This window comes from Nonomuraea sp. ZG12, assembly GCF_052068115.1.
Classification (GTDB): Bacteria; Actinomycetota; Actinomycetes; order Streptosporangiales; family Streptosporangiaceae; genus Nonomuraea.
In genome coordinates, this window is sequence record NZ_JBQHCW010000001.1 from 907,770 (window position 1) to 930,206 (window position 22,437).

The following is a 22,437-nucleotide window of genomic DNA, read 5'->3' on the forward strand; positions in this document are numbered from 1 at the left end:
GTTCTCAATTTCTCAGAGGATCGTGATGGAGTCGACGTGCGGCGGCCTGTTCGGGAATTTCATAATGGTCCAGCGCTTTATGCGGACCTTGGCGCCGTTGTAGTCGAGGTATTTGATGTCGTTGTTTCCGGTGGAGATCTGATCGACCCACAAGCGGACGGACATCGTCCCCTTGTTCGCGTAGCAACGCACGCGAGTGGCCGGCCAGGAGTCGTGTCCCGTCAATTTCAGGTTGAGCTGTCAGCGGCCGGTGGAGCCGCCGATCTGCTCGCGGATGATGTCGGTGCGGCGGACCCGTTCACCGCGACTTTCGCTGTCCGGCCGTCGGCATCGATGTGGCGCTTCGGCTAAATGTGATCAGTTGCAGTGATGCCCCTGATGCCCTGGCTCATCAATTGACAGCGACTATCGATTATATCGCAAATATGCCTCATGGCGCGGCGGGGATCGCACGCCCCCTCTCGTACGCTGGGCAAGTCGGAAATCGAACGATCAGGAGGCGAAATGGTGCAACAAGTCCAACTCGACCAGCAAACCTGCCCGGGTATGTACAGTCAGTGGATCTCCTATCCGCTGAGCGCGAGCGCGCTGGGGATAGGCTTCCAGAATCACGATTATGCGCAGAACTTCTGGGTATCTCAGATGTTCATCTCAGCCGATGGGTCGTATGCTTTCTGGCAGGTGAACAACACAAGCCTGACGGACACCTATTGGTGGCCGTACATCACCATTGATGTTTCAGAAGACTTCGACACCAGGAAAGCGGTCTCTGAACCCACGATGCGGACGCAACAAATAGTCAAGTGATCCTTCTTCGCCTCCGCACCCGCGCCAGGGGCGGCGCGTTCCCGGTTGGCGAGACGGTCACATAAGGGCGCCCCGGTGCGGAGATGACAAACCCGGCCCCTCCTGATCGCCGATCGTCCAGGCAAGTCGATCAGGAACAGGGGCCGCGTTTGCCTATCGTCGCGGACGAGGCGGTGAGAGCTGCTGCATTCACCGCGCGAGCAGCGGGAGCGCCGGGAAGGTGTGGTCCTGCCACAGCAGTCGCGAGGTCTCTTCCGGGTAGGCGGTGACCAGCGACGGCGTGTCGAAGAGCTGGGCGAGGCGGTGGCCGGCGTCGTACGGAGGCCAGCCCGGGTCGCCGTGCGCGGCGAACGCCGTCCACGCCCTGCGGATCTGCGCGGACAGCTCCTCCGCCGCAGGGGAGGGCGGGTCGCCGATCAGCATGGCGGGCTGACCGCTGCTCAGGTTGCCGAAGACGAGCGGCACGTCCAGGCCGTGGCAGGCGCCGAGGGCACCGCCCAATCCCGGGGCGGACCAGGTCAGCTCGTAGAGGTGGGCCTGGCCGCCGCCGGCGACCTGCGCGTCGGCGAGGTGAAGGCTCGGCATGCGGAACAACCAGTCCGCGTTGACCAGCTCGTACAGCTCCTCTTCGGCCGCGCCCGGGAATGCCTCCCGGTACCGGCGTGCGCCGTCCGGGCCGGGGGCGAGCATGTGCAGAGCGGTCTCGGTCTGCTCGTGTGTGACCTGGCCGAGCACGCCGTCGATCAGGCTGAACAGCCGGTGCTCGTCACGCGTGTGCCCGACGAGCAGTCCGACGTCCCGGGCGGCCCCGGCGGCCAGCGCCTGCCAAGGCGTCACCGGCAGGACGTCACCGTCGACAACCGGCGCGAACGGGATCGGCCGGTGGGTGATCTGCCCCCAGCGCTCCCGCCACTGGACCGTCCTGGCGAAGATCGCGTCGCCCGCGGCGGGCAGCCGGGCCGGGGCCACCGCCGACAGACCGGACACCGTGGGCCGTACCCCCAGCTCGGCGGCGCAGGCGGCGGCGATGTCGGCGGCCAGCTCGGGGGAGAAGAACGTCCCCGGCACGCTCTGCGCGACCGCCCGGCTGAAGAGCCCCGCGGCACGCGGCATGGCGAGCAGCGCGGCGACCGATCCGCCGCCCGCCGACTGCCCGAAGACCGTGACCCGGTCCGGATCGCCGCCGAACACCCGGATGGTGTCCCGTACCCACTGCAAGGCCGCGACCTGGTCGAGCAGCCCCCGGTTGGCCGGGGCTCCGTCGATCTGCGCGAAACCCTCGATGCCGAGACGGTAGTTGAGGGTCACGACCACGACCCCGCTCCCGGCCAGGTGGCCGGCGTCGTACTCCGGGAGGCCGGCGTCGCCCATGGCGTAACCGCCGCCGGGAATCCACACCATCACCGGGAGCCCTGCCCCCGGATCCGGTTCCGGTGTCCAGACGTTGATCGTCAACCAGTCGCCCCCGGCGGTGTCCTGGGACACCCCGAGCACGCCGGACTGCGGGGGCGGCGGGCCGTACGCGACCGCCGGGCGCACACCGTCCCAGCTGCGCACCGGCTGCGGCGCGGCGAAACGGAGGGCGCCGACCGGCGGCTCGGCGAACGGGATCCCCCGGAAGACGGTCAGACCCGCCTCCCGGCCGCCGTGGAGGACGCCGGCGGTTGTGCGGACTTCCGGCTCGGACTCGGACGGCTTGCTGGACGAGGTGACGGCCACGCTGCGTTTCCTCTCCGGTCCGGCTCGGCCGAGCATCCCAGTGCGCGTCAGCCGCGAGCAACGCATTTAGGCAGCAGCGTTCGTGCCGCGCCACGAAGAAAGCGACGCCTATTGACGCCCAGCCCGTCGCCGCAACACCCCTCCGTAGACGATCCTGGCCCTAATCATCACAATCCGGAGGAGCGACCGATGCTGGTACTGCATGGCGGCACGATCATCGACGGGACGGGCGGCGACCCGGTGACGGGGTCGGGGCTGCGGCTCGACGGCGATCGGATCGCGGGCTTCGGCACCGACGGCGGCACGGTCACCCTCGATGCCGACGGCTTGACCGTGCTGCCTGGACTGATCGACCTGCACTCCCACCTCGGCCTGGTCGACTTCGGCGAGGTGGGGACGCCGCCCGCGTTGCTCGCGGCGGCGGCCTTCGCCAACCTGGAGTTGTGCCTGGACGCCGGGTTCACCACGGTGCGCGAGCTCGGCGGGCTGGACGGTGGCATGGTGGGGGCGCTGCGGCAGGGGCTCGTCCGAGGGCCGCGCCTGCTGCCTTCCGGGCCGTTGCTGTGCCAGAGCGGCGGGCACGGCGACCTGGGGCCCTCGTTCCTGCCGCACAGCCACGACGTGCCCAGCATCCCCGGCCTGATCCAGCGCAGCCAGGTCTGCGACGGCCCCGACGAGGTGCGCAAGGCCGCGCGGATGGCGTTCCGGCACGGCGCGACGCAGCTCAAGATGTGCGTCTCCGGGGGAGTGGTGTCGCACAACGACGCGATGGAGGACACGCAGTTCAGCGTCGCCGAGATGCGGGCGGCGGTGGAGGAGGCGCGGGCCAGGGGAACGTACGTGACCGCGCACGCGCACAATGCCGACGCCATTCGGATGGGGCTCGAAGCCGGGATCGAGTGTTTCGAGCACGCCACCTACCTCACGGAGGAGGTGGCGGCGCAGGTGGCCGCCGCGGGCGCCGCGCTGGACTTCACCGTCTCGATCTGCGAGCTGCTGCGCGAGCAGGCCCCCGAATGGGGAGTGCCGGAGACCGGGCTGCCCAAGCTGGAGGGCGCGGCGAAGGCCGCCGGAGAGTCGCTCCTGATGGCCCGGGAGCACGGCATTCTCGTCGGCTCCGGCTCCGACCTGCTGGGCAGGGGGCAGAACCGGCGCGGCCTGGAGGTCGCCCACCGCGCGCGGCTCGTCGGCGCCATGGCGGCCATCGTCACCGCGACCGCGTCCAACGCCCGCATCCTCCGCCTCGATGACGAGATCGGCACCCTGCAGGCGGGCAAGCGCGCGGATGTGATCGCGGTGAGCGGCGATCCGCTGGCCGAGCCGGAGCTCTTCGACGACCCCGCCCGGGTGGTGCTGGTGATCCAGGACGGGCGGATCGTCAAGGACACGCTCAACCTGGCCGGAAAGAGCCCCGTCGGCGGGTCGTGAAGCAAAAACGATGGACACTCACAGTAATCGTCAAGTTACAGTGTGTGACAAGCGGCCGTGCTCACGGCCCGACATGCACCGGAGATGCCCATGCGACGTATCATCCCCAAGGTCGCCGCGCTCGTAGCGATCGCGATGCTCGCCCTCGCCGCCCCCGCCCAGGCCCAGCGCGCCGCAGCCGCTACGGAGGCCTACTTCGAGTTCACCGACATCACCCGTTCGACGGCCGTCCTCAGGCTCACCGACCCCGCCAAGATCAGGCACGCTCGGGAACTGGTGAGCGGCGCCACCACCGACAGACCCCACGTCCTGGGCAGGATCATCAAGCGCCCCGCCCCCTACAACCCCCGGTGGTCCTACCACTACAGCCCCGAGACGGTCGACTTCTTCGACATGGCCATCGAGGTGTGCGACGCCACCATGCCCTACGTCGAAGACCACCTGGACGAGGCGGGCGGCGCCTTCCTGCCCGGTCTGGTGTGGTGCCCCTGGAGCTCACGCCTGGTGCGCGAGGTCCCCGCACCGTAAGGCCCTGACGTGAGCCCGGGCCAGTGTGTCCGGGCTCACACGGGACGTCTCGGCACGCTGGATTCGGGCAAGCGCGCGGACGTGATCCGGTGGCTGAGCTGGAGTCCTTCGACGACATCCCGAGTGGTTGTGGTGATCCAGAGTGGCCAGATCGTCCAAGAGGCACTTCTGGAACTGGGCGGAATGGGGCTGATCGGTGGTCTCGTCGAGGATTTGATGGTTTGCTGTTAAGGCAGTTGCGAAGGGGTGTCAAGCGACGGGGTTTCGGGGCAACCGCAGGGGGCCTGACCCCGCTTCGCCATGGGCACTCTGAGTAATGGCATGGTAACCGTACGCCACGTATGGCCGCGCTCGCGGCCCGAACACGCACGGGAGATGCAATGCGACGTATCACCTCCAAGATCGCCGCCCTCGCGGCGATGGCAATGCTCGCCTTGATCGCACCCGCCTTACCCGCCCAAGCCCAGCAGACAGCCGCTGCGGAGGCCTACTTCGAGTTCACCGACGTCACCGGTTCGACCGCTGTCTTCCAGCTCACCGACCCCGTCAAGATCCAGCACGCCAGAGACCTGGTGAACGGCACCACCACCGAAAGAGCCCATGTCATAGGCACGATCGCCAAGACCACCGCTCCTTACAACCCGCAGTGGTCCTATCACTTCGTGCCCGAGACGGTCGACTTCTTCGACCTCGCCGCCGAGGTGTGCGACGCCACGATCCCCTACGTCGAAGAGCACCTGGACGAGGCGGGCGGCGCCTTCCTGCCCGACCTGCGGTGGTGCCCCTGGAGCTCACGCCTGGTGCGCGAGGTCCCCGCACCGTAGGACGTTGAGTGAGCCCGGGCCGGTGGCCCGCGGCCCGGGCTCCCGCGTATCGCCCGCTCAAAGAATCTCGACGGACAGTGTCCGGCCCCGGCGCAGCCGCGTGAGCCACGACGGCGACGACCTGCCCGGCCCGAGCCGGTAGACCTCCAGCAGCCAGTCGGCCAGCCTGTCCCGGTCGATGACGATCAGGTCCTGCTCGCGGGCCGTCTCAGCCGCCTGCGTGCTCAGGTAGTGGGAGATCACCAGCACCCCCCGATGCTCTCTGTACGGCGCGGCGCGCAGGGCCCCCACGAAGTCGCGCACGCCACCCGGCCCCAGCGGGCGGGTGTAGTACTTGCACTGCACCGCGTACGGCCTGCCGTCCGGCGCGACCCCCAGGACGTCGACACCCCGATCCCCGGCCCCGCCGACCACCCGCACCTTGCGGAACCCGTCGCGGCGCAGCAGCTCCGCCGTCAACTCCTCGAAGCGCCGCGGGTCGAGCCGATCCAGCCCGGCGCGCAGCAGCGCGTCCCGCCGGTAGCCCGCCCCCAGGCGGCGCACCACGACGACGGCCGCGACCAGCAGAGCGGCCAGTGAGACCAGGGCGGCGGCCAAGGGCACCCACGACGACCTGAGGAAGTCGAGCACCCAGGGCAGCGCGAAGACGGCCGCGATCGGCAGGGCGAGCCACCCCGGATGCACCTGCCCGCGGCGTCTCCTGCGGGTGGGACGTCCGCGTGCTGATGTCCGGCGCCTCGCCATCGCGACCTCCAGGAAGAAGGGAAGACACTCGCGAGTGTGAACGGCGGGACCGACAGAATCCACCGCCTCGCGGGCTGGACCTGTGTCCGGCCCGACGCAGCTGAGCAGAGCGGGGTGTACGGCTCCCGGGCAGGTTCTGTGCGCCGGATGAAGGGCTGTGCTCGGAAGACGGCCCGCCGAGTGAACCGGGCCGGTGATAGGGCCGATTCCTTTTTCGGAGATCCGCCGTCATATGGGCAAGGAATCCGACATCACGCCCGAACGGAGCACCACCCCATGCCCGCGACCACCACCGACACGGTCATCTCCCGCGACGGCACCGAGATCGCCTTCGAGCGGCTCGGCGCCGGTCCCGCCGTCATCCTGGTCTCCTCGGCACTCGCCGACCGGAAGGACACCGCCAAGCTCGCCACACTGCTCGCCGCCCACTTCACCGTGATCAACTACGACAGGCGGGGGCGAGGGGCGAGTGGCGACAACTACGACAGGCGAGGGCGGAGGGCGAGTGGCGACGCCGCTGAGCATGTCGTGGAGCGCGAGGTCCAGGACCTCGCGGCGCTCATGGACCACGTCGGCGGCTCGGCGTCGCTGTTCGGCAGCTCCTCCGGTGCGGTGCTCGCCCTCCGCGCCGCCGCTGCGGGGCTGAGCGTCGACCGGCTGGCCCTGTACGAGCCTCCGTTCGCGGTCAGCGGGGACGGTTTCGCACCACCCGAGGACTTCGGCCGGCACATCGACGCGCTGCTCGCCCGGGGAAGGCGCGGCGAGGCGGTCAAGTACTTCATGACCCAGGCACAGGGCATGCCGGCGTTCGTGGTGACGATGATGCGACTGATGCCCGGCGTGTGGTCCGGCCTCACGAAGCTGGCGCACACGCTGCCGTACGACATCGCCGTCATGGGCGGCACCCAGCAGGGCAGGCCGCTGGAGGCGGCCGAGTGGGCGGGCGCCACCGCGCCCGCCCTGGTGCTGACCGGCGGCAAGAGCCCGGCGGGGTTCCACGACGCCGCGCGGGCGCTCGCCGAGGCGCTGCCCGGCGCCACGCACCGCACCCTGCCCGGACTCGACCACGGCGCCGTGATGATGGCGCCGAAGAAGCTCGAGCCCACGCTCACCGAGTTCCTCGGGCCCTGGCGCGCGTAGCGGCCCGGCCCGGCAACGACCGAGATGACGGGACGGCCCGGGTCGCCTGATCGGGGCCCGGCCGCCTGATCGGGGCCCGGCGCCGGTCGGCGGCGTGCGTACCCGGATCAGGAGGTGGCGCGCGCTACCGCGATCACGCTGGAGCCGCGCTGCCCGGCCTCGTAGAACATGTACCCGACGCCGCGGTCTGTCCCGAATGCGGGAGCCGCGGACCGCGCCGAATCGGGAGCCCCGGTCAGCGGGGTGTGGAACACGCCGAGGTGCACCTCCCTGTCGAAGGAGTCGCCCACCTCGGTGAGGTACATCTTGCCGGAGTTGCCGTGATACACCACGTACGTGGTGTTGTTGCGGCGTAACAGGTGAGGCCCGCTCAGGTCGGTCAGCCCGTCGCCGGCCGGGGAGACGAGCGGCTGGGGGTCGAACCGCCAGGTCCGCGCGTCGGCCGACCAGCCCCAGAAGATCTTGCGCGTGCCGCCCTGGTTGCCCATGTAGACCATCGCGTAGCGGGAGCCCAGCGCGGCGATCGAGTGGTCGAAGACCCGCGCGTAGGAGGCCTCGGAGATGCCGGGCACCATCGAGGTGTCGAGCACCACGCCGTGATAGGTGAAGGTGATGCCGTCGGCGGACGTGGCCAGGCGGGTCGTGCTGTTCTCGCCGTGGAAGTACATGTACCAGCTCCTGTCGGCCGCGTGCCAGAGCACGTGCGGGGAGGAGACGTGGCTGACCTTGTAGTGGCCGGCCCAGGTCGGGCCGATGATCGGGTTGGCCGGGTACTCGGTGAACGGCCCGGCGAGCGAGTCGCCGTACGCCAGGCAGATGCCGCCGGGTTTGTCGTGCGGCGCGTAATAGAGGTAGTACCTGGCGCGTGCGCCGGAGATGCGGTCGTAGGTGCCGCGCACGCAGGGGAAGATCAGCTCGCCGGTCGGGTTGTACCGCAGGGCCGCGGAGTTCAGCGGCCGGCCGAGGTAGGCGTAGGAAGGGAAGCCCGCGGGACCGGCGGCCAGCGCCGTCGCCGGGGCGGAGAGCGCGGTGAGGCCGGCCGCGGTGAAGGTGGTGCCGAGGGCGGCGCGGAGGACGGTGCGGCGGTCGAGGACCGGTTCGGACATGCTCTGCCCTTTCGTCGTCACACCGCGAAGGTGTGGCTGTGATCACAGAGCATCGATCAGCGAAAATCGCCCGTCAACCTGATAATACGAATTACCTCAGCGGGAACGTGTGCCCGGCCGATCAGTCTCGCAAGCCGATGGCGCTCTCCCAGAACCAGTTCCAGCGGATCTCGTCCCGGAAGCGAGCCGCGCCCGCCTCGTACAGGACACCGATCGCGCCGTTGCCGATGAGCGTCATGTCGGAGTATCCGGCGTGGTCGCCGTCGATCCGCACGCCTGCCTCGCCGGCGGTGTCGTCGTGGTCACGCCAGGTCGCGCCCTCGTCGAAGGTGGAGCGTACGTTCATGCCCACGGGGTTGTTGCCGGTCTTCGGGGTCGCGGGAGCCGACAGCAGGATGCGGCTGTAGGGGCCGCCGTCCCAGCGCTGGCGGAGCAGCGCGGGGTGGGTGGGCGGCGCGGTGATGCCGGGGTCCGCCCGGAACTCGCCGTCGAAGGACTCCCCGCCGTCCGTGCTGACGCCCCGGGCCAGCCCGTGCACGGAGGTCTGGTCCGGCACCGCGCCGTTGCGGGCGATCACCAGGATGCCGCCGTCGGCCCGCTCGACCAGAGTCTGCTCGCCCAACTGCAGCACGGACTTGTCGTACGTCGCCGTCGCGCCGATCCGCCAGGTGCCGCCGTGGTCGTCGCTGTAGATCAGCCGTACGCTCTGCCGCGCGCCCACGGCGTAGTAGACCGGCACCACCAGGCGTCCCGCGTGCGGGCCGCGGGTCAGCTGGATCCCGTGCCCCGGCCCGGTGGCGAACCAGTCGCCGTCGCCCGCCGGCGCCTTGATGACGCCCGACAGGTTCTTCGGCGCCGACCAGGTGCGCCCGTCGTCATGGCTGACCTGGACCCACGGAGTGCGCGGGGTGGTCCGGGTCGCGGTCGGCTCGGACGTGGTGAACAGGAACACCGGCCCGGCCGAGTCCGCGACCAGGGTGGCGTTGCCCTGCAGGACCGCCCCCTGGGTGCTGGCCAGGACCGTCCGGCTCGCCTGCCAGGTGACGCCGTCGTCGGTGGAGCGCCGCATGACGACGTCGAACGCGCCATGGTCGGCGCAGTTGTTCCGGTTACGCCGCTCGGCGAACGCGAGCAGCACGTCGTTGCCCGTCCTGACCACGGCGGGGAGCCTGAAGCAGGTCGTCACCCGCGCCCCGGTGCCCGGATCCGTCGTCGTGTACTGCTTCCACAGGGTCTGCCGGTGGAAGGTGTACGTGGGCGGTTCCGCCAGTGCGGGCGACGTGCCGATCGCCAGGAGGACGACGAGCGCCGCCCCGAAAAGCCGTAATCCAGCCATGCGCGCTCCCTCGTCCCCGTCATGATGGCACCTAGATCGTTAGTTGGACATACGCGCGGCGATCTGGCGGGTGATGGACGGGTCGGTGATCGAGGTGTCGGCGGCCAGCAGGAACGCCTTGGACAGGATGACCGAGAGCATCCCGCCGTCCTCCTCGAACGGCAGGAGCACCGGGTCGCCGACGCCACGCGGGACGATGCACAGGTAGGCGTCGTCGGGGTCCATGAGGATGTTGCCCGACCCCAGGTGGATCTTGTAGGTGCGCAGGTCGCCGCGGACGCGCAGGAAGCGGTCGGTGACCTCGGCCCGGTCGGCGAGGGCCAGCCGGGGCAGCAGCCGCAGGAGTGCGTCGCGGCGGACCCGGGCGGTTTCGGACAGGTCGCCGAAGCCGTAGGACCGCCAGTAGTCGCCCTGCCCTTCGGGGTCCAGGCCGGTGGAGGTGACGCCCACGGCCAGGTCCGCGTCGCGGAGCACCTCCGACAGCACCAGCGGCGGCACCTCGGCCAGCGGGACGCGCCGGTCGTGCTCGTCGGTGAAGTGGAGGTCGCCGCTGACGCAGATGGAGACGGTGCCGTAGCCGTCGCGATCGCCGGACTCCGCGTCCAGATGGAAGTCCCAGCGCGCGGTCAGGCCGCCGGGCATCTCCTTCACGGCCTCGGCCTGACTGGAGCCGTACTCCCAGCCCCAGTGCCCGAGCGACATGCCGGTCCAGCCGCGGCCCGTCAGCAACGCCTTGGCCTGGCCGTAACGCAGCAGGTGGCCGGCGAAGCGGCGCGAGTGGTCGTGCGTCAGCTCCTCGGCGGGGGTGAGCAGATACACCTCGCGGAAGGCCTGCTTGAACGGCTGGCGCGGGCCGTGGTCCATCAGGTGGTCGCGCCAGCCGCGGACCTCGTCGGCGGTGTGCGAGATGGGATGCCACAGCAGGACGGGCGTGTCCGGGAACGGCTGGATCCGCCGCCCGGCGGGGTCGGTCAGCTCCCACGAGCCGTTCACCCGGACCGGGAGGCCGGCCGGCCCCTGGAGGATCTCCCAGATCAGCGCCCGGCCGAAGGAGCCGGTGACCGGGTGGTCCAGGTAGTGGCGGCAGACGTCCGCCCAGCGCCAGATCCGCTCGGTGGCCAGCGCGCCCTCGACGCGGAAGCGCTCGGCGGGCAGCGCCTTCTTCAGCTCCTTGGCCGTGCTCCTGAGCTCCGCCAGCACGTCGGCGTGCTCCTCGCGGACCCGCTTGGGGATGGACGTACGGGCGCTGTAGGAGATGACGTCGTCCAGCGACAGAGTCAGGCCTCGCTCGGTGCGGGTGCCGTCGGGACCCAGCCCGAAGTCGGGCACGGTGCGTTCCAGCAACTGCTCCGGAGACAGCCCGGTCTGTACGGCCACCGCCTCCAGGGTGCGGTTCACCCCGGCGAGGATGCTCTTCTTACGAACCTTGGCCTGCACCCGAGCCAGCTGGGCCACCACGTCAGGACCGCCGCGCCGGGCCAGCACGCCGATGGCGGCGTTGGCCAGCAGCTCGCTCCGCGCGTTGGCCCCCGAGCCGCCGATGCCGGTCCCGGTCGCCACCGCCACGTCGCCGAGCAGCGCGGTCACCCACGGCTCGTCGACCGGCTCGCAGGCCCACAGCATGCCGCGCAGCAAGGTCGCGGTGCGTTCGTGCAGGTAGGTGACGACGGTCCACTCGTAGTCGTCGCGCCGGCGCCGCTCCACCCGCTCCCGGTAGGCCGGAATCAGCCCCAGGATCTGCCTGGCCAGGGCGACCGCCTCGGGGGTGCGCAGCGCGGCGGCCCTGCTCAGCCAGGCGGGGCTCGGCCGCGCGGTGGTGGCCGTGGTCCAGTGCCGCAGCACCGGCAGGATGCCGGGCGCACCGAGCCGCTCGGCGTAGTCGGTGCGCAGCACAGTGGCGAAGTCGTCCAGCCCGGCGACCAGGATCTGCGCCGCGGCCACCGGATCGCTCTGCTCGGCCAGCACGTCGTCGATGAAGCGCTTGGCCGGCCATCTCGCCGTCCATGCGGCGTTGTCCAGTCGTGCTTTGGCCTGGCGCAGCAGATCGAGATGCGGGGCGCGATCGGCGGCCGGCAGTCGTTTGAGCGCGGCGACGGGCATCTTGAACATCTCGTCGCGCTCCTGCCCGCCGGCCAGTGGGGTGGCCGCCGCCCGCCACAGCAGCGCGATCTCGTCCGGCGCCCAGCCGAGTCGGCGCCGCGCCAGCGCGGTGGGCACGGCGATCAGGACCGGGCAGTAGCCGTAGGGAGTGACTCCGTCCCACAGGATCCGCATGCGTAGTTGCGCCCACAGCCCCATGGCCCGCCACCGGGCGTCATCCCAGCTCTCGGTCAGCTTCCCCACGGGGGTGTCGGCCAGCTGGGGCGCGGGCCACCGCCACTCGTAGGCATAGACCGCGTCAAGCTGCGCGAACACCTCCAAAGTCGCCTCCGGCAAGCCCTCCACCCAGTCGGGCAACTCCTCGACCACGCCCACGCCGGCCTCCCGCCGTACATCGATCTTCGCGTACGGCGATATTCATAGCGGGCCGGCCCGACAGTTCTCCGCGAGAGCACGGAACCGGGCCGGTCACAGGCGCGAGGACCGGACGCCGGTGCTCCGGGGAGAGCCGGACCTGCAGCGCCGTTCGAGCAGGTCCGGTCATGCCGGAGGGTTGGGCAAGGTCGCCATGGATCCGCCGGATCCCCGTTAGCGAGCGGTCGGTGTCGTCCTGCCGGACGCCAGCGCCGCCTGGACGATGCGGATCGCCTCCCCCGGAAGGAGGCCGACGCTGGCGATCACGGCCGCGTAGTCGGCGGCGGCCCGGCGCGCGCGTTCGAGCCCCTCCTCACCGGCGGCCGAGACGAACGAGCCCGCCCGTCCGCGCGTCTCGATCAACCCCGCCTCCTCCAGCTCCCGGTAGGCCCTGCCGACCGTGTTGACGGCCAGGCCGAGGTCGGCCGCGAGATGCCGGATCGTCGGCAGCCGGGCGCCCACGGCCAGCTCGCGGTCCTGGATCTGCCTGGCCAGCTGGGCGCGTAGCTGCTCGAACGGCGGAACGGGTGAGGCCGTGTCGATGACGATCATCGGACGTCCATGGCCTGCCGGGCCACCGTCGCGATCGGCGGAGTCCTCGCGGGGACGAGGAAGAGCGCGACCAGCCACAGGATCATGAGGCCGAGCGCGGCGACCTTCCACCAGCCGGGCGCCGAGCCGAACAGCAACACCATGGGCAGCACCCACGCCACCGTCGTCCTGTTGAGGTCGCGGGCGTCCTCGACGCGCATGACGACGTCCGCCATCAGCGATGTCTCGTCCTCGGCGACGATCGGGCGCAGCAGCACGTCGCGCAGCCGCAGGACGAGGCCCGCGGCGACTCCGGCCAGCCCGACCAGCGTGATGAGGGCCGCGTACCCGACGGTGGAGTCCCGGATGGTCAGGGCGCTCACCGCCAGCGCCGCCGCGCCGGTGAGGGTGGCGGCGGTGAAGAGGGCGTGCGGCAGGCCGAGCAGGGCTCGCCAGCCGGGCTGGACCGGATGGGCGGCCCGCCGGGACAGCGCCGCGCCGGCGCGCCGGTCGACGCGCCGCACCCACCAGTCGGACAGCGACTGGACCAGCAGCAGCCCGGCCACCGCCGCGATCAGGATCAGCAACGGCATCGGCTGGCGCGCCTCGGACCCGCCGGGGGCGGAGGGGGTGAGCCCGCCGTAGACCTGTGCGAGCGCGGCGACGATGATCAATACCGCGAGGAGGACGTGGTCGGCGAGGCGGGCACGCCGCCGCGCCGTCAGCCGCGCGGTCAGCAACGGTGTCGGCCGGTCGTCGGTCAGGTCGTGCTGGGCCAGCCACGCGCTCGCCCACCGCTCCGCCGCACGCGCCGGCGGGACGGCGTCCGGTAATGCTCTGTCCGGCATGACGCCTCCATTTGTCGCAAGCTTTGTCTCAATAGAGTGAGTCAAAGCTTGCGACAAAGTCAAGCCGCCTACCGGAGGTAACTGGCGCCGTTGAGGTCGATGATCGTGCCGCTGGCCCATTCGGCCAGGGGAGAGGCGAGGTAGACGACCGCCGCGGCGATCTCCTCGGGCCGTGCCACCCGGCCGTACGGGCTCTGCGCCCGGATCGCCTCCCCGCGAGGCGGCTTGAGGTGCTCGTTGGTCATGTCCGTCGCCACGAAGCCCGGCGCCACCGTCCCCACCGCGATGCCGCGCGGGGCCAGCGCCACCGCCAGGGACTGGCCGAGCGCGTTGAGGCCGGCCTTGCTCGCGCCGTAGGCCGGGCTGTCCGGCTCGCCGCGGAAGGCGCCGCGCGAGGACACGTTGATGATCCGTCCACCGGACGGCATGTGCTGGAGCGCGCACCAGATGACGTTGGCGGCCCCGGTCAGGTTGACGTCGAGCGTCCGCCGCCAGTTCGCCTGCCACTCCTCGTAGGACAGCTCGGTCACCGGGTGGTGCAGGAAGACGCCGGCGTTGTTGACCAGCACGTCGATCCCGTCCAGGGCACTCGCCGCCGCGTCCACCATGCGCCGCACCTCGTCGGGGGCCGCCAGGTCGGCCCGCACGATGGCGTGCCCGGCGCCGGGGAGCTCGCCGAGCAGGCTCTCGGCCGGCTCGGGCGAGTCCCGGTGGTGGATCGCGACCCGGTCGCCCTCAGCGGCGAACGCGGTCGCGACCGCCCTGCCGATCCCTCTCGACGCCCCCGTCACCAGCACCGCACGTCCACTCATGCGGGCACACTAGGGCACTACCAGCGGTCGTGCACCTGCGGACGGATCAGCTCGTTATAGACATCCTGTACGGCCTGCGTCGTCGACGCGGGAAGCGGCTCCAGCGCGGCGGCCGAGGCGTTGGCCTTGGCCTGGCCCGGGTTGCGGGCGCCGGGGATGACGACGGAGACGCCGGGCCGGTCGAGGATCCAGCGCAGCGCGAACTGCGCCATCGTCGCCCCCTCCGGCACCAGCGGCGCCAGGCGGCGGACCGCCTCCAGGCCGGTGGCGAAGTCCACGCCGGAGAAGGTCTCGCCGACGTCGAACGCCTCACCGTGCCGGTTGTAGGTGCGGTGGTCGTCGGGTGCGAACGTCGTCCGCTCGTCGTACCGGCCGGACAGCAGCCCGCTGGCCAGCGGGACGCGCGCGATGATGCCGACGCCCGCCTCGCGGGCGGCGGGCAGCACCCGCTCCAGCGGCTTGAGCCGGAAGGCGTTGAGGATGATCTGCACGGACGCGACGCCGGGGCGGGCGATGGCGGTCAGCGCTTCCTCGCAGGTCTCCACGCTGACGCCGTACGCGGCGATCTTCTCCTCGGCGACCAGGGTGTCGAGCGCGTCGAACACCGCGTCGGTCGAGTAGACGGCGGTGGGCGGGCAGTGCAGCTGGACCAGGTCGATGGTGTCGACGCCGAGGTTCTGGCGGGATCGCTCGTTCCAGGCGCGGAAGTTCGCCATGACGTAGTTGTCCGGCAGTTGCTCCACGCGGCGGCCCATCTTGGTGGCCACGGTGAGCTCCGGTCGTCCCTTGGCGAAGCGGCCGACGATCTGCTCGCTGCGGCCGTCGCCGTAGACGTCGGCGGTGTCGATGAACGTCACGCCCTCGTCGACCGCCGCCGACAGCGTGGCGACGGCGTCGTCCTCGCTCACGTCGCCCCAGTCGGCGCCGAGCTGCCAGGCGCCGAGTCCGACCACGCCGACCTGGCGTCCAGTGCGTCCCAATACGCGGTGTTCCATAGGCCGTAACTCTTCCACATGGCCGTGGACGCTCAACACGGCAAGGTGCAAGGTTCGGGAAAGCGGGATTGTCGGGAGGCGTCGGTAGGGTCCGCGCCATGGCTGACGCAGTGGCGCAGGAGAACGCGCCGACGACCCCCGGGACCGCGACGGTGTCCGACAGGCCCTGGCCGGAGCTGGTCAGGCTCGTCCGGGCGGGTGACACCCAGGGGACCGTCCGGCTCGTGGCCGGACTGGACGAGGCGGGGCGCAGGGCCGTCGCCGCCGAGCTGCCCGCGTACATCACGGCGCGGAGACGGAGGAGGGCCGGCTGGTGGGAATGGCGGCGGGAGTTCTCGCCGCTGCTCATGGCCGGGGTCGGCTGCTTGGGCGGTGCCGCGGCGGTGACCGGCTGGCTGTTCCGGCGCGAGTTCAGGTGGCGGCAGGAGGATGCGCGTGACGCCCGGTGGGCGCTGGAGCTGCTGCGGGACCGGCCCGAGCAGTGGCGGGCGGACGCGGCGAGCCGGATGGTCGCGGGGCTGCGCACGGACGACGCCCAGCAGTGGGACATCGTCGCCGCCCTGGTGCGGGAGACCGGGATCGAGCCGCCCGCCGGCGACCTGTTCGCGACCGGCTGGCTGCGCAGGCTCGATCCGGTCACGGCAGGCGCGGATCCGCTGTTCCCCCATCTCGCTCCGCGCCTGTTCGAGATCGACGGCCTCGCGGAGGCCTTCTCCGGACAGCAGATCTGGGGCGTCCACCAGCTGGTGGAGGACGGGCTGCTGCAGCGGGCCGATGTCATCGACGGCCTCGTGGGGCGGCTCCTGCGCGACGGGCCGGCCGCGGTGGTGCCGCTCGCGGACCTGCACGAGCGGCTCGGGCTCGGCCTGGAGGAGGTGACGCCACGGGTCAGGGACTACGTCCGGCTGCTGCCGGTGGCTCCCGTCGCGGTGGCGAGCCTGGCGCTGGCCCAGGTCCAGCGGGTGGAGGCGGCCGGGCTGCTGGCGGACGAGCTGTTCGCGGAGGCGGTCGACGGGCTGGCGTTCCGGCCGGAGAAGAAGCTGCTGCGGGCCACCGTCACGTGGATCGGGGAGGCCGTGGGCAGGATGCCCGGCCGCGCCGACGCCGGGCTCGGCGCGCTGGCGGTGATCCTCGGGCAGGACGTGCTGGATCTCCAGGAGCGCGCGACCCGGCTGGCCGTACGGCTCGCCGCGCGGGCGGGCGGGCCGGGACGCGAGGTGATCATCGAGGCGGCGGGCGGACTGCCCGCCGACCTGCGCGAGAAGATCTCCACGGCGTACGGCGAGCCGATCGCGGAGGAGCCGGCCGAGGCGCAGCCCTTGATGGCCAGGCCCGGCCCCGGGCTTGCGCCGCCGATCGCCTCGCCCGAGGAGCTCGCGCGGCAGGTCGCCGCCATCAGGTGGCCGCTGGAGGTGTACGAGTTCGAGCGCGTCCTCGCCGGTCTCGTCGAGTGGGCGGACCGGGAGCCGCAGGCGCTTCGCGAGGCGCTGCGGCCGTGGGCGCGGCGGATCGACCCGGGGAGCCTCGGCTTCTACGGCCGGCAGTCCATGGAGCGGACGTACGAGCTGCTGCACCGGGTCGTCTACGCGTTCGCCGAGCCGGAGGAGAGCGCGAAGCTCTCGGGGCAGTTCGCCGCGAGCGACGTGCGGGTGGACGGGTCGGGGCCGCTCGACCGGCTGTTCCAGCAGCGGGCACGCGAGCTCGTGGCGCGCTTCGAGTCGGGGGGCGGCTGTCCCGTCCTGCTGGCCGCGCCGACGTCGGGCACCGGGCACGTCGACCCGGTCGTCCTGCTCGACCGGCTGGCGCGGCTGGAGGCCGCCGGGGTGGAGGCGCTGCCGGTCGATCTCGCGCAGGCGATGCTCCGGCTGCCCCGGGAGATCGCCCCGGCGGTCGTCGCGCGGGCCGGCACGCTGACCTCGGACGCGGGGCGTGCCTGCGCCGCGTGGCTGCGGGGCGGTCGGCCGGCCGATCCCGACATGACGTGCTGGGTGCACCGGCGGCCTGGCTATCACGGGAACGACTTCGCGGAGGTCCGCGCCGAGCCGAGCCGCCCTCCGGCAGAGCTGCCCGCCCCGCTTGGCGAGCTGTTGACGCCGGGCGGCGGGCACTTCTACTCCCTGGCGTGGTGGCCGCTGGTGCTGCCGTCGCACCGCGAGGTCGTGGCGGCGCACCTGATGTCCTATCTGCCGGCGTCCCTGGAGAGCAACGATCGCCAGGTCAGGGTGCTGGCCGACCTGGCGCATGGCGAAGGGCCGGTCGGTCCCGCGATGGCGTGGGCGCTCGCCTGCGGCATGGGCCACCGCAACGCGGCGGACCGGGCGGCGGCCGTCGACGCCCTGGTGACGCTCGCGGCCCGCGGCGAGGCGCCGGTCGCGGCGCTGGGCGAGGCGGTGGCGGAGCTGGTCGCGGAGGAGGTCGTCAAGCTCAACCGGGTGATCTCCGCGCTGGACGAGGCGACCCAGGCAGGCGCCCACACGGCGGTCTGGGCGGTGATCGCGGACCTGCTGCCCAGCCTGCTGCCCGCCGAGGGGGAGCGGCCCCGCAGCGGCCTGGCCGACCTGATGGCGGCCGGCGCGAGGGCAGCCAGGCTCGCCGGCGCGCGCGGCGACCTCCCCGCGCTCGCGGCGGTGGCCGCGCGCAAGGGATCGAGCCGGCTCGCGCAGGAAGCGCGGAGGTTACGAGCCCTGCTCACCTACGACGGGTGAGTCCGGCCCCGTTCCGCCGTGGCCGGAATAGGGCGCGGGAGGGCGCTGTTGAGGAGGCCAAGTTTAAAATTAAACTTCTTTGCGAAGGGAACGTCATGGAGATCGTCTTCATGTTCGTCATGGTAGGCCTCGTCGGCACCCTCCTCACCGGCGCCACGGCGGCCCTCGTGCTGACCGGCATCAGGGACCACCAGTGGCCGGTGCTCCGGCGCCGACGGGTCGTCTACCGCGGCTTCGTGCCCCGCTGACCCGGCGCCCCTACGCGGACTCGCGGATCACCAGCTCGGTGGGAAGTATCACCGGCTCCACCTGACCGGCGCCGTCGATGAGCGCCAGCAGCAGATCCATCGTCCGATTGGCCATCTCCGCCAGCGGCTGCCTGATCGTGGTCAGCGGCGGAAGGGTGGAGGTGGCCACCGAGGAGTCGTCGAAACCGCCCACCGCCACGTCGCCCGGCACCGAGCGGCCCGCGGCGCGCAGCGCGGTCAGCGCGCCGGCGGCCATCAGGTCGGAGGCGACGAACACCGCGTCGAGGTCCGGGGAGCGCTCCAGCAGCTCGGCCATGGCGCGCTCGCCGCTGGCCTGGGTCCAGTCGCCGTGCGCGATGAGCTTGCTGGACGCCTTGCGGCGCAGCACGTCGGCGAAGCCTTCGAGCCGCTGGATGCCGCCCGGCGTGTCCATCGGCCCGGTGATCATGGCGATGCGGCGGCGGCCCTGGCTCACCAGGTATTCGGTCATCTGCCGGGCGCCGAGCCGATCGTCGGCGCCCGCGTACGGGATCACGCTCTCGCGGCCGATGACGGCGCCGCAGGAGACCGCGGGGGTGACGGAGCCGAGCGCGCTGACCAGCGGGTCGCCCGCGTGGGTGGAGACGAGCAGGACCCCGTCGGCGTGGCCGCCGCGCACGTAACGCACCACGCGCTCGCGGTCGCCCTCGTCGCCCGCCAGCATCATCACCAGGGACAGGTCGCGCTCGGCGAGCCGGCGGATGGCGACCCTGATCAGGGTGCTGTAGTTGGGGTCCTCGAAGAGCTTCTCGTGCGGCTCCGACAGCACCATGACGATCGAGCCGGTCCGCTGGGTGACCAGGCTGCGGGCGGCGCGGTTGACGACGTAGCCCGTCTCCGAGATCGCCCGTTCGATGGCGACGCGGGCCGCGGGGCTGACGTAGCGGTCGCCGTTGAGCAGCCGGGACACCGTGCCGCGGGAGACTCCTGCGGCGGCGGCGACGTCATGGATCGTTGGGCGTTTCATTTCACGGCTCCGGAGGACAGGTCGGTCCTCCAGTATCGCTGCATGGTGAGGAACAGCGCGATCAGCGGGATGATCGACAGCAGCGTCCCGGTGAGGATCAGGTTGTACAGCGACGGCTGGTTGGCCCCGGCGGCGAGCAGCGTGTAGAGCCCGACCGTGAGCGGGAACTTGCCGTCGTCGCCCAGCATGATGAACGGCAGCAGGAAGTTGTTCCAGATGGCCACGAACTGGAACAGGAAGATCGTCACCAGCCCCGGCACCATCAGCGGCAGCGCCACCCGAGCCAGCAGCCGCCCCTCGCTCGCCCCGTCGATCCGGCCGGCCTCCAGCAGCGAGTCCGGGATGGCGGCGGTGGCGTAGATCCGGGCCAGGTAGATGCTGTACGGATGCAGGATCTGCGGCAGCAGGACCGCCCAGTAGGTGTCGGCCAGGCCGATCTCGGAGAACAGCAGATACTGCGGGATGGCCAGCACCACGGCGGGCACCAGGATGCCGCCGATGAGCAGGTTGAAGATCAGCGTACGGCCCGGGAAACGGTACTTGGCCAGCGCGTACCCCGAGATCGCCGAGACCGCGGTGGACAGCAGCGCGCCGCCGCCCGCGTACACCAGCGTGTTCCCCAGCCACAGCCAGAACACCCCGTCGCGGTAGGCGAACAGCTCCGTCACGTTGCCCAGGAAGCCGGTGCCGAACGCCAGCGTGGGCGTGGTGAACAGCTCGCCCGGCGACTTGGTCGAGGCGATCAGCACCCAGCCCACCGGGAACAGGCAGTAGAGCGCCCCCAGCAGGAGCAGCGCCGTGGGCACGAGCCCTGCGCCCCGGCGCGCCCGATCGTCCGTGCCCCGGCGTGCTCGACTGCCGGCGCCCCGGTGTTGTGCGATGGCGGCCATCAGCCCTCCCCGAAGGCGCGGTCGCGGACCACGCGCAGGAAACCGAACGACAGGACGAGCGAGATCGCCGCGATGACGATCGAGGTGGCGGCGGCCGAGTACAGGTCACCGGTGACGAAGGCGTCGCGGTAGACCTTCATCAGCGGGCTCCACGTCGAGCTGATCGTGTTGCTGAACGGCCGCAGCGCGGTCGGCTCGGTGAACACCTGGATCGTCGCGATGATCGAGAAGACGGTCGTCAGGATGATCGCCGGCACCAGGATCGGGATCTTGATGCGCAGCGCGATCTGCAGCTCCGAGGCCCCGTCCAGCCGCGCGGCCTCGTAGTAGTCGCGCGGGATCGCGCGCAGCGTGGTGTAGAGCACCAGCATGTTGAACCCGGTCCCGCCCCACACCGCCACGTTCGCCATCGAGTACGTGACCGTGGTCGCGCCGAGCAGGTCCACGTCCAGGACCGCCCGGATCGGGCTGAGCGAGGGAAGGTACAGGAACCCCCACATCAGCGACGCGGCCACACCCGGCACCGCGTACGGCAGGAAGATGGCGATCCGGCTGAACCGGGCCAGCCGCACCCGCGCCGAGTCCAGCAGCAGCGCGAACAGCAGAGCCAGGCCCAGCATCACGACCAGCACCAGCGCGCCGTACCCGAGCACCCGCAGCCACCCGGCCCACAACTCGCCGTCGGCCACGGCGGCGGCGAAGTTGTCGAAGCCGACGAACACCTCGCGCCGCGCCCCCGCGCCCAGGCCCAGCCCGGACACCTGGGTGCGGCGCATCGCCAGATAGACCGTGTAGCCGATGGGCAGCGCCAGGAACAGCACGAACAGGACCAGGGCGGGGGTGAGGATGACGTACGGGGCGAGCGGGACGCGCCTCTTGGGGGTGGGCGTCATGACGCGAGCGTGAACCCGGACTTGCGCATGTCGGCGACGGTGGCCTCGTGCATGGCCCCGACCGCGTCCGAGAACGACGTCCCGTCCTGCAGCGCCTTGTCGAAGCCGTCCTTGAAGGCGTTGTACGTGACGCTCACGTTCGGGCCGAAGGTGAAGCCGCGCGCCCCGGCCGAGACCGTCGCCGCCTGCTGCCAGAAGTCGGGCTGGTTGGCGAAGTACTCGGGCGCCGTGCCGAGCGCCGACTGCGCCTTGGCGGCGGCCGGATAGATCGCCGCCTCCTTCACCAGCAGGTCGAGCGCCTTCGCGTCGGTGTTGAGCCAGGTGGCGAACCGGGCGGCGGCGGCCTTGTGCGGCGTCTTGGCGGCGACCGCCACCGAGGAGCCGCCCCAGAAGCCGCTGAAGCTCTCACCGGCGTTCCACTGGGGGAGCGGGGCGACGGCCCACTTGCCCTTGGCCTTGGGCGCGTTGCTCGACAGCACGCCCGGCGCCCACACGGCGGACGGCCAGGTCAGCAGCTTGCCGTCGTTGAGCGCCTTGTTCCACTCGGGGGTGAAGAACGGCGTGTCGTCGATGGCGCCCTCCTTCACCAGGCCGCCCCAGAAGTCGGCGACCTTCCTGGTGGGCTCGTCGGCGATGTTCACCTTCCAGGATTCGCCGCTGATCGACCACCACTGCGCGCCGGCCTGCTGGGCCAGCCCGGTGAAGGCGCCAGGGTCCTTGCTGGAGAAGGTGCCCAGGTGCGCCTTGGGATCCTTCTTCCGCAGGGCGCGGGCGGCGTCGCCGTACTCCTGCCAGGTCTTCGGCACCTCCAGGCCGTACTCGTCGAACAGGTCCTGGCGGTAGAAGAGCATCATCGGGCCGCTGTCCTGCGGCACCGCGTAGACCGCGTCGGTGCCGAGGGTGACCAGCCCCCAGACGCCCTCGCCGAACTCGCCCTTGATCGCCGCGGTCTCCGCCTTGAGGTCGGCCACGGCGTCGGCGGCGATGAACGACGGCAGGTGCTGGTACTCCGCCTGGACCAGGTCGGGCGGGTTGCCCGCCTTGGCCGCGGTGAGGAACTTGGCCGCTGCGTCGTCGCCGCCCGCCTGCTTGCTGACGGTGACCTGGATGTCGGGGTGGTCCTTGTTCCAGACCGCCACGATCTTGTCCATGTTCGGGGCCCAGGTCCAGTAGGTGAGCTTGACCGGTCCCTGCGGGGCCGCCGGGCTCTGCGACGCCGCCTCGGAACCACCGGCGGGCTCGCTGGAGCCGCACCCGCCGATCGTCAGGGTGGCCGTGAGCGTGGCGGCCAGGATGGCTCCGAGGCGTGTGGCACGCATGCATACCTCCAGAAGTCTCTGTGAACGTGCACAGAGTGGAACAG

Annotated in this window: 21 protein-coding genes; 7 read left to right on the forward strand and 14 right to left on the reverse strand. The window is 71.4% G+C overall.

Annotation, left to right across the window (positions count from 1 at the left end; genetic code table 11):
- Positions 1 to 12 precede the first annotated feature (12 nt).
- Complete coding sequence (locus ACTMTF_RS04255; RefSeq protein WP_441109820.1) at positions 13 to 192, reverse strand: beta/gamma crystallin domain-containing protein; 180 nt, start codon at positions 190 to 192, stop codon at positions 13 to 15.
- Between the two features lie 312 nt (positions 193 to 504).
- On the opposite strand from ACTMTF_RS04255, the gene ACTMTF_RS04260 reads away from it, so the two are divergent.
- Complete coding sequence (locus ACTMTF_RS04260; RefSeq protein WP_441109306.1) at positions 505 to 807, forward strand: hypothetical protein; 303 nt, start codon at positions 505 to 507, stop codon at positions 805 to 807.
- Between the two features lie 189 nt (positions 808 to 996).
- On the opposite strand, the gene ACTMTF_RS04265 is transcribed toward ACTMTF_RS04260, so the two are convergent.
- Positions 997 to 2,526 carry a carboxylesterase/lipase family protein gene (locus ACTMTF_RS04265; RefSeq protein WP_441109307.1) on the reverse strand — a complete coding sequence of 510 codons (1,530 nt, stop codon included), beginning with the start codon at positions 2,524 to 2,526 and terminating at the stop codon, positions 997 to 999.
- Between the two features lie 189 nt (positions 2,527 to 2,715).
- On the opposite strand from ACTMTF_RS04265, the gene ACTMTF_RS04270 reads away from it, so the two are divergent.
- From ACTMTF_RS04270 to ACTMTF_RS04280, 3 genes are all read left to right on the forward strand, one after another.
- A complete protein-coding gene (locus ACTMTF_RS04270) occupies positions 2,716 to 3,954 on the forward strand; it encodes an amidohydrolase family protein (protein WP_441109308.1) in 1,239 nt (412 codons plus the stop codon).
- 90 nt (positions 3,955 to 4,044) lie between these two features.
- The gene (locus ACTMTF_RS04275) at positions 4,045 to 4,482 is read left to right on the forward strand and encodes a BP74-related protein (RefSeq protein WP_441109309.1); all 438 of its coding nucleotides are present in this window, start codon (positions 4,045 to 4,047) and stop codon (positions 4,480 to 4,482) included.
- 380 nt (positions 4,483 to 4,862) lie between these two features.
- Complete coding sequence (locus ACTMTF_RS04280) at positions 4,863 to 5,306, forward strand: BP74-related protein (RefSeq protein WP_441109310.1); 444 nt, start codon at positions 4,863 to 4,865, stop codon at positions 5,304 to 5,306.
- Positions 5,307 to 5,363: 57 nt separating this feature from the next.
- Here ACTMTF_RS04280 and ACTMTF_RS04285 read toward each other — a convergent pair whose 3' ends face one another.
- Entirely contained in the window at positions 5,364 to 5,990 is a 627-nt protein-coding gene (locus tag ACTMTF_RS04285; RefSeq protein ID WP_441109311.1) for a restriction endonuclease, read from the reverse strand.
- A gap of 336 nt (positions 5,991 to 6,326) precedes the next feature.
- Here ACTMTF_RS04285 and ACTMTF_RS04290 point away from each other — a divergent pair, with 336 nt between their 5' ends.
- Positions 6,327 to 7,190: an alpha/beta fold hydrolase gene (locus tag ACTMTF_RS04290; protein ID WP_441109312.1), complete on the forward strand. Its 864-nt coding sequence runs from the start codon at positions 6,327 to 6,329 to the stop codon at positions 7,188 to 7,190.
- Positions 7,191 to 7,297: 107 nt separating this feature from the next.
- Here ACTMTF_RS04290 and ACTMTF_RS04295 read toward each other — a convergent pair whose 3' ends face one another.
- From ACTMTF_RS04295 to ACTMTF_RS04325, 7 genes are all read right to left on the reverse strand, one after another.
- Positions 7,298 to 8,296 carry a hypothetical protein gene (locus ACTMTF_RS04295; RefSeq protein WP_441109313.1) on the reverse strand — a complete coding sequence of 333 codons (999 nt, stop codon included), beginning with the start codon at positions 8,294 to 8,296 and terminating at the stop codon, positions 7,298 to 7,300.
- A gap of 121 nt (positions 8,297 to 8,417) precedes the next feature.
- The gene (locus tag ACTMTF_RS04300) at positions 8,418 to 9,632 is read right to left on the reverse strand and encodes a sialidase family protein (RefSeq protein ID WP_441109314.1); all 1,215 of its coding nucleotides are present in this window, start codon (positions 9,630 to 9,632) and stop codon (positions 8,418 to 8,420) included.
- Between the two features lie 39 nt (positions 9,633 to 9,671).
- Positions 9,672 to 12,107, reverse strand: a complete 2,436-nt coding sequence (locus ACTMTF_RS04305; RefSeq protein WP_441109315.1) for a DUF4132 domain-containing protein — start codon at positions 12,105 to 12,107, stop codon at positions 9,672 to 9,674.
- Positions 12,108 to 12,320: 213 nt separating this feature from the next.
- Positions 12,321 to 12,698: a GntR family transcriptional regulator gene (locus ACTMTF_RS04310; protein ID WP_441109316.1), complete on the reverse strand. Its 378-nt coding sequence runs from the start codon at positions 12,696 to 12,698 to the stop codon at positions 12,321 to 12,323.
- A complete protein-coding gene (locus ACTMTF_RS04315) occupies positions 12,695 to 13,525 on the reverse strand; it encodes a hypothetical protein (protein WP_441109317.1) in 831 nt (276 codons plus the stop codon). The genes ACTMTF_RS04310 and ACTMTF_RS04315 overlap by 4 nt, the downstream gene beginning before the upstream one ends.
- A gap of 68 nt (positions 13,526 to 13,593) precedes the next feature.
- Positions 13,594 to 14,337, reverse strand: a complete 744-nt coding sequence (locus ACTMTF_RS04320; protein WP_441109318.1) for an SDR family NAD(P)-dependent oxidoreductase — start codon at positions 14,335 to 14,337, stop codon at positions 13,594 to 13,596.
- Between the two features lie 17 nt (positions 14,338 to 14,354).
- Positions 14,355 to 15,332, reverse strand: a complete 978-nt coding sequence (locus ACTMTF_RS04325) for an aldo/keto reductase (protein WP_441109319.1) — start codon at positions 15,330 to 15,332, stop codon at positions 14,355 to 14,357.
- Positions 15,333 to 15,430: 98 nt separating this feature from the next.
- On the opposite strand from ACTMTF_RS04325, the gene ACTMTF_RS04330 reads away from it, so the two are divergent.
- Positions 15,431 to 18,037, forward strand: coding sequence for a DUF7824 domain-containing protein (locus tag ACTMTF_RS04330; protein ID WP_441109320.1), 2,607 nt, complete (start codon positions 15,431 to 15,433; stop codon positions 18,035 to 18,037).
- Positions 18,038 to 18,132: 95 nt separating this feature from the next.
- Positions 18,133 to 18,285 carry a hypothetical protein gene (locus ACTMTF_RS04335; protein ID WP_396999949.1) on the forward strand — a complete coding sequence of 51 codons (153 nt, stop codon included), beginning with the start codon at positions 18,133 to 18,135 and terminating at the stop codon, positions 18,283 to 18,285.
- Positions 18,286 to 18,295: 10 nt separating this feature from the next.
- Here ACTMTF_RS04335 and ACTMTF_RS04340 read toward each other — a convergent pair whose 3' ends face one another.
- From ACTMTF_RS04340 to ACTMTF_RS04355, 4 genes are read right to left on the reverse strand one after another with little or no spacing between them, the layout of a single operon-like run.
- Positions 18,296 to 19,291 carry a LacI family DNA-binding transcriptional regulator gene (locus tag ACTMTF_RS04340; protein WP_396999947.1) on the reverse strand — a complete coding sequence of 332 codons (996 nt, stop codon included), beginning with the start codon at positions 19,289 to 19,291 and terminating at the stop codon, positions 18,296 to 18,298.
- A complete protein-coding gene (locus ACTMTF_RS04345) occupies positions 19,288 to 20,181 on the reverse strand; it encodes a carbohydrate ABC transporter permease (RefSeq protein WP_441109321.1) in 894 nt (297 codons plus the stop codon). Before ACTMTF_RS04345 ends, ACTMTF_RS04340 begins: the two co-directional genes overlap by 4 nt.
- Complete coding sequence (locus ACTMTF_RS04350) at positions 20,181 to 21,074, reverse strand: carbohydrate ABC transporter permease (RefSeq protein WP_441109322.1); 894 nt, start codon at positions 21,072 to 21,074, stop codon at positions 20,181 to 20,183. Before ACTMTF_RS04350 ends, ACTMTF_RS04345 begins: the two co-directional genes overlap by 1 nt.
- Positions 21,071 to 22,393: an ABC transporter substrate-binding protein gene (locus ACTMTF_RS04355; RefSeq protein ID WP_441109323.1), complete on the reverse strand. Its 1,323-nt coding sequence runs from the start codon at positions 22,391 to 22,393 to the stop codon at positions 21,071 to 21,073. The genes ACTMTF_RS04350 and ACTMTF_RS04355 overlap by 4 nt, the downstream gene beginning before the upstream one ends.
- Positions 22,394 to 22,437 lie beyond the last annotated feature (44 nt).